The following is a 7,930-nucleotide window of genomic DNA, read 5'->3' as shown; positions in this document are numbered from 1 at the left end:
TTCTACTAACTGCATTATCCCTCCTGTAAACATTTAACGAGCTGTTCTGCTTTCCTTTCTCAGTCTAAGATATTTTTAATTGTTTTCCTATGTTTTTCTATAAAATCAATAAAACTTTACAATACTAACCGTAATCAACATAAGAATTATGAATACCCCTTTCATTACTTGCCCACAAACAACCCATAAACAAAATAATCTGTAGGGACGTTGCATGCAACGTCCCTACCTATTCCCTATTCCCTATTCCCTATTCCCTATTCCCTATTCCCTATTCCCTATTCCCTATTCCCTATTCCCTATTCCCTACTCCCTACTCCCTATTCCCTATTCCCTATTCCCTATTCCCTACTCCCTACTCCCTATGGTATAAATTTATGATTTTTCGATTCCTACATTTTTCAATTGGATTTTTATTATGTTGTTCATTTATTTTTATCAGTGGTTGTCGCCCAATATTATTAAATTCACAGATTAATAATAATTCAAAATTAGTTTTAGTTCTTCCTAGTGCACCACCTACTTTTAACTACCCAATATCTCGTTCTCCATACGGGATTTTTAAGTTTATTTATGAAGGATTACTATCAGAAAATGGGCTAACTGGAGAGTTACAACCAGCATTAGCAGAATCTTGGATTTTGTCTGAAGATAAAAGACGAATTATTTTTACATTACGCTCGGGATTAAAATGGTCTGATGGCGAACCTCTCACTGCTGATGATGTTGTCTTTACCTATCAAGATATTTATCTAAATAAAAAAATTCCTACTGTTTATAGAGACTTCTTAAGAATTGGTAGTAATGGTGCTTTTCCCTCTATAAAAAAACTCGATTCACAAAGAATTGAATTTATCTTGCCCGAACCATTTGCCCCATTTATCAGATATGTAGAGAGATTAAAAATTTTACCAGCTCACGCTTTGCGAGATGCTGTTTTATCCATTGATGCTGATGGTAAGCCTCTATTTTTATCAACCTGGAATACAAATACAGAGCCACAAAAAATCATTGGTAATGGCCCATTTAAACTTGGAGGTTACATACCTTCTCAAAGAATTATTTTACAAAAAAATCCTTTTTATTGGCGTTCTGATGCCATGGGTAATTCACTGCCTTATCTTGATGAAATTGTGATCCAAATTATTCCTTCAACTGATAATCAATTGCTCAGATTTCGTTCTGGGGAATTAGATGCTCTACGAGTCAATGCCGAAGCATTTCAATTACTGAAACGAGAAGAAAAACGAGGAAAATATCAGATTTATAATGGTGGTCCTCAATTTGGTTATCAGTTTGTTGGTTTTAATCTTAATCAAGCTAAAAATTCAGAAGGTAAATCTTTTTTAAATCCTATGAAGTCTGGTTGGTTTAATAATTTGGCATTTCGTCAAGCAGTTGCTTATGCTATTAACCGTCAACAGATAAATAATAATATTTATCGAGGTTTAGGAACAATACAACATTCTGCTTTTGGGGTGCAAAGTCCTTATTATTTATCTCCGGAAGCAGGATTAAAGGTCTATAATTATGACCCGGAAAAAGCTAGAAGTTTATTGTTAGATGCTGGTTTTAAATATAATAATGCCAATGAATTATTAGATAAGGATGGTAACCGAGTAGAATTTACAATTTTAGTAAAATCTGAAGAAAAACTCAGGATAGATACAGCAGTTCAAGTCAAAGAAGATTTAAGCAAAATTGGGATTCAAGCTGATTTACAGGTACTCAATTTCAACACTGTTTTAGAAAAACTATTACTTCGTAGAGATTGGGAATGTTATGTTGGAGCTTTTGGTGTTTCTGGTGCAGATTTTGAGCCAAATTTACTCTCTTTATTTTGGTTAAGTACAGGTTCATTTCATCAATTTAATCTTGGTGCTAAACCTGGAGAAACACCACTGCAAAATTGGCAAGTTTCTAGTTGGGAGCAAGAAATTGACCGTTTATTTACTGCTGGATATCAGACGGTAGATGAAAATAAACGTCGAGAAATTTATGGTCAATTTCAGCAAATTGTTGCGGAACAGTTACCTATATTTTTTTTAGTAAATCCTCTTTCGTTGCAAGCAGTTCGCGATCGTATAGATAATTTAAAATTCTCTGCTATTGGTGGAGCTTTTTGGAATATTGATGAATTGAAAGTTAATGATGAAGGAGTCAGGAGTCAGGAGTCAGGAGTCAGGAGAGAAGAAGAAGGAAGAGGATAAGAAAGTTTTTCCTGAACGCTATTAAACAGGCATTATATAATCTTATTTCCAGATGATTAAGTATAGCAACTGCCAGGTTGGTGCTTGACAATTAGTGCGAGCATCTTGCTCGCGTCTTAACGAAGTCAGAACTCAGAAGTCAGATAGGGGAGCCGTCGGATTGGCGACGTACAGAAGTTAACCCACCCCTGCCCCTCCCCAACCCACCCCCGCCCCTCCCAGGAGGGGAGCCAGGAGAGGAAGTAGGGGATTTGAGCAAGGCTCCAAAAATATTGCGCCTTAAAAGGCGGGGTTTTAGACCCATGTTATTTTGATAAATCATCACAATTACCGAATTATTAATTATTAATTATTAATAATTAAATGATTCTGGTTTAAAGCCTCCCCTTTTAAGGGGAAAAAAGCGGTCTCCGGATGGCGAGGGGATCTCGCCATATCCAATCAACCAAGAGAAGAAATAATATTTCCTTATATTCAATTCCGTAGCGGTTTTAACCAGAGGTAATTATCAATTATCCATGATCAATTATCAATTAATGAACCGATGTCCTAACTATAGTGGCGACTGCTATATAATAAAAATGTTCTATTTAAGCACTCTTGAAGGAATATCCAAAATTTCTGCTCCGTTTCCAGTGTCTTATCTTGAATTTATACCTATGACCTAGCACCTAATACCATTTCTCCATGAAGTTGCGCTTAATAAAAGATAACAGCTATTAGTACAATTCAGGTTTTGGTAAGAATTATTAAGCGCATTGTTATAGAGAAATGGTATAAGAACCGCTATTAAACGGACATGAAATAACGCACTATCTATATAGTAATGTGTGACAACATCATTAATAGAGCCATCACACGCCACTACTATGTAATAGAGCAAAAAGATGAAACGTTGGTGTATTCAGGAAATTTAGGAGTTGGAACTACATCGTTTCATATATTCCCATCCACGTTGGGGAGAAACGCGATCGCGTCCAATAGTTTTCGCAATCCATTCCGCCACTTTTGGTCCAGTCCAGGCTTCTTGGTCTCTGGGTGGATGTTTAAGTGCCATGCGCAACTGTTCTTGTTGTTCTAGAGTCAGCAAAGCATGAGAAGGATAAAATTTCCGGGTTTTCCGTCGATTTAAAATGGCATTTGGTCCTTGTTGATTGTAATTTTTTACTATATCTTTAGCGTAATCATAGTTAAAACCTAAAGCTTTAGCTGCTTCTTTAATCGTCCACTTTTGAGACACCAACCACAAAAGGTGCCAGCGTCGAGATTCTACTCTATCTTTAGTTTGGAGATAACGTGTTTTAATTTCTATTTCGCTCAGATGAGATTTGAGATAGGCTTTTTTAGGCATCTTTTTCTACTTTATCAGGGAGTAATAAATATTGAGTAGCTTGACTCTGGGAAGCAATAGAACTCCGTTCTGCGTTCTGCTCAACGCAATTGCTATCCCAGAAATAGATGACCCTGTAAAGTTTAAATTCACCGTTACAACTTGAGATAATTTCTTGGTTAAGTAGTAAACTTGTTTGAGCAGTTCAACCGTAACTTTTAATTTACGGGTTAATACTTAATCTTAGAAATATATGTTAATTTTATTAACATTGCAGTTGTATTGTCTACGGTTTAGTTTCTTATCTATATATACTATATCATTTTATAATATCTGTGTAAATACATATAAAGACTTTATTCAGATAAATTTTTCACTTCAAATCAAAAAATCTTTATACAATCTTTAGAGTGTTCAAATCAAATTATGATTATAATAGATATTTTAAAATTTTATAGAACCCATTTGGGATCTATTAAGCATTTCCTCCATGCCTAGGGAGTAGGGAGTAGGGAGTAGGGAGTAGGGAGTAGGGAGTAGGGAGGAGTAGGGGGAAAGAATTGATAAATAAGAGTGCAATAATTGATTTGATTTTTGATTGTTGGAGATATCTATCTATGCTATGTAATTAAATATCAATATCCTAACTTCTTTGCCTAAAAACTGGGTGCATCTCATAGCAAGCAAAAATACTTTTTTACTATATATATTCCCTGTTCCCTGTTCCCTGTTCCCTGTTCCCTGTTCCCTGTTCCCTAAAAGCGATAATTTTTTTGCTTTATTCACGCATTGAGATGCACCCTAAAAACTCTACCTTTGCAAAGATACGCTTAGGGGTTCTATATACAAATTTAGTTGAGTATAGAAAATCCCATAGTTGTTTAGAATATAGGTAATATCATGTCCGGAGAATAGCGTGATAAAAAAACCTTTTCCCTTCTAACCTTTTCTTTCCTTCTGCCTCCTGCCTCCAGCTCCCGCTGCCTTACCTTCTCCAAAATGTAAGTATTCAACCGGACATGATATAAGCATTTCCTGCGGAATGCTGCGCAAACAGCTAGCTTGCTGTCAGCTAGCCTCCTCCGGAGGAACTGCAGACTTCAGCAACAAGACTCTATTCTTCAGGACAGTGTTTAAATTAACAACTGACTTTAAGGACAAGAGAGGCAACTTTTGTAGTAAGACAATTAATAAAGTTTTTATCTTAAACTAAAAGCAATGGCTGATAGCTGACGGCTGAATGCTTACAAATATGGATCGATTACGCTAGTCTTCATGAAGTAATTCGATCTGCTCGAAGTAATAGACATCTCCAAAAATTAAAAAGAAAATCAATTTTTATCCATAAATTATCAATTATTTCCCCCTGTTCCCTGTTCCCTATAATCACCATCAGACTTTTGAGCGCAAACCCTATTTATAAGAAGAGGTAATTCTAAATTCTAAATTCTAAATTCTAAATTCTAAATTCTTAAACATGAATAATTCAGCACAAAAATCCTATTATCAAGTCGGTGGTTGTCTCCCCAAAAATTCACCCAACTACGTCAAACGACAAGCAGATGAAGACCTATATAAAAATCTCAAAATAAGTGAGTTTTGTTATGTTCTTAATTCTCGTCAAATGGGAAAATCTAGCTTGCAAGTTAGAACGATTAAAAGATTACAACAAGAAGGTATTTCTTGTGTGGCAATAGATATTTCAGAAATAGGTAATCGGGGGGTTACTCCTGAACAGTGGTACGCAGGTATTCTTCGCATCTTAGAAAATAATTTTAACCTCTCAGAATATGTCAATATTCGTACCTGGTGGCGAGAACGAAATTATCTAGCACCCGTACAACGATTAAGTGAATTTATTGAAACGATATTACTAACAAAAATCCAGAACAATATTGTGATTTTTATTGATGAAATTGATAGTATTCTAGCTCTAGATTTTCCAGTAGATGATTTTTTTGGATTTATTCGTTCCTGTTATAATAAACGTGCCAATAATCAAGAATATAATCGCTTAACTTTTGCTTTGTTAGGAGTTAGTACACCTCAAGATTTATGTCAAGACCTAAATAGTACACCTTTTAATATTGGTAGAGCTATTGAGTTAACTGGTTTTAAGTTTGATGAAGCTTTATCATTAGTAGATGGATTAGTCGAAATTTGTCAGCAGCCAGAGGAAGTTTTAAAAGAGATTTTATATTGGACTAATGGACAACCGTTTTTAACTCAAAAAGTGTGTAAAATCATCATTGAAAATGGAGTTTATATTGTTAATACCAAAATGGAATTAGAGGAGATGATTAAATCTAAAATAATTCATAATTGGGAGACAAAAGACATACCAGAACATTTGAAAACTATTCGCGATCGCATCTTCAGAAAGGATGAAAGAATAGTCAGAAGATTAGGGTTATATCAGCAAATTTTACAGAATGATTTGGCTGGAATAGTTGCCGATGATAGTCCCGAACAAATGGAACTTAGGTTATCTGGATTGGTAGTTAGAAGAGATAGTAAATTAACTGTGGCTAATCCGATATATGCTACAGTTTTTCACGAAGAAATGATTAATGAAGAGTTAGAAAAACTACCTCCTTATTCTACAAAAATTAAAGCATGGCTTCATTCAAACTGTGAAGATAAATCCTATTTATTGCAAGGGGAAGATTTACAATCTGCTTTAGTTTGGGCAGCCGGAAAAAGTTTAAGAAATCAAGATTTTCAGTTTTTGACTACTAGCCAAAGATTAGTATTAGATGCTCAAATAGAAGCCTTAGAATCAACAAAAATAGAAACTAAAAAAGCTCAGGCAGAAGTTGTAAAAGCACAACAAAAAGCTAAACGCTGGATTTCCATAGGTTCTGCTATCCTTGGCACATCTTTAGTTTTATCAATCGGTTTTTCACTATTAGCTTATCAAAGATTTCGATTGGCACAATCTAGTCGAGAAATTGAACAAACTGGCACCGATGCTCTGTTATTAGCAATGTTCAAAAAATCAACAACAAATCAAGCATTGTTTGAAGCTTTACCCAAGGCAATATCTGCAGGACAAAAATTAAAAGATTTGGTTAATAACAATATTCCTCTAGCAGAATATCCTGCGACTCGACCAATATTAGCACTACAAATGATTCTGGATAAACTTGACGAACAAAAACAATTTGAAGATAGTTTTCTTCAGAAAAGAAAGATTATTCTCCAAGGTCATCAAGGTGCTGTTACGAGTGTTAAATTTAGACCTAATCGAGATATTTTAGCTTCAGCAGGAATAGATGGAAAAGTAATTATTTGGAATTTTGAGGGCGAAAAAATTACAGAATGGCAAACGGAGCAAAAATCAGTTAATAGTCTAATTTTTCATCCGAATGGTCAATATTTAGCAACTGCTGGTAGTGATGGTACTGTAAAAATCTGGAATTTATTAGGGGAAAAATTATATGTATTAGAGATATCTCAAACTGAAGTTAATAGTATTAGTTTTAGTGCTGATGGCAAGTATTTAGCAACTTCTGGTATAGATATTCCTATTCAAATTTGGAATGTATCATCGTCGCCTATAACTATATTATCTGATTCGATTTTGAATGATAATGGTTTGATTAGAGCGGTTAGTTTTAGTCCTGGTGGAAATTTTCTAGCAACATTAGATGGCAAGTCTACAGTTAGATTATGGAATATGTCTGAAAATCAATTCAAAACTCTAGATGTGCAAGCTATTAGTATGAATTTTAGCATTTCTCAACCTCAGCTTTTACTAACAGCAACATCAAATGGAGTAGTAGAATTGTGGCAGCTTTCTACAGGACAATTAATGAACAATTTTCAAAGTTTACATCTGGATACTAAGTTAGTTAGTTTTAGTCCTGATGGAGAGTTAATAGCTACTGTTGGAATTGATAGTATTGTGCGACTTTGGAATTTATCAGGACGGCAGATTAGTCAATTTGAATTTATGGAGAATGTAATTAGTATTAGTTTTAGTTCAGATAGTAAAAAAATTGCTGTTGCTGGTAGTAATGGGAAGGTTTGGCTAAGGTCTGTGGAAGATTTAGATGAACTTTTAAGTAAAGGTTGTCGTTTTTTAGTAGGAAAACCTAACTATTTTATGAGAGTAGTTGAATTTTGTCAAAGCTAAAGTAAAAGGTGTTAGGTGTTAGGTGGTAGGTGTTGGATGTTATACAAATTTTATGTGAGGTGGTACAAAATTATGAAAAGGGTGCATCTCATAGCAAGCAAAAATACTTTTTTTCCTTTTCCCTGCTCCCTATTCCTTATTCCCTAAAAGCGATAAATTTTTGGCTTTATTCAAATTAGGTATTAGGTGTTAGGTGTTAGGTGGTTAGGTGTTAGGTGGTAGGTGTTAGATGGTAGGTGTTGGATGTTATAC

At 34.7% G+C, this 7,930-nt stretch carries 3 protein-coding genes; 2 read left to right on the top strand and 1 reads right to left on the bottom strand.

Features of this window, described 5'->3' with window-relative positions:
• Nucleotides 1-377: 377 nt before the first annotated feature.
• Entirely contained in the window at nucleotides 378-2,210 is a 1,833-nt protein-coding gene (locus F6K54_RS35610) for an ABC transporter substrate-binding protein (RefSeq protein WP_293088494.1), read from the top strand.
• Nucleotides 2,211-3,123: 913 nt separating this feature from the next.
• Here F6K54_RS35610 and F6K54_RS35605 read toward each other — a convergent pair.
• A complete protein-coding gene (locus F6K54_RS35605; RefSeq protein WP_293088492.1) occupies nucleotides 3,124-3,561 on the bottom strand; it encodes a helix-turn-helix domain-containing protein in 438 nt (145 codons plus the stop codon).
• A 1,456-nt stretch (nucleotides 3,562-5,017) separates the two neighbouring features.
• Between F6K54_RS35605 and F6K54_RS35600 the strand changes: the two genes are divergently transcribed.
• On the top strand, nucleotides 5,018-7,678 hold the full coding sequence (locus F6K54_RS35600; protein ID WP_293088490.1) for an AAA-like domain-containing protein: 2,661 nt from the start codon (nucleotides 5,018-5,020) through the stop codon (nucleotides 7,676-7,678).
• Nucleotides 7,679-7,930: the final 252 nt, after the last annotated feature.

The organism is Okeania sp. SIO3B5 (genome assembly GCF_010692555.1).
Lineage (GTDB): Bacteria > Cyanobacteriota > Cyanobacteriia > Cyanobacteriales > Microcoleaceae > Okeania.
Note: the sequence above shows the minus strand (reverse complement) of the source record. Positions and strands in the feature narration are given on the sequence as shown.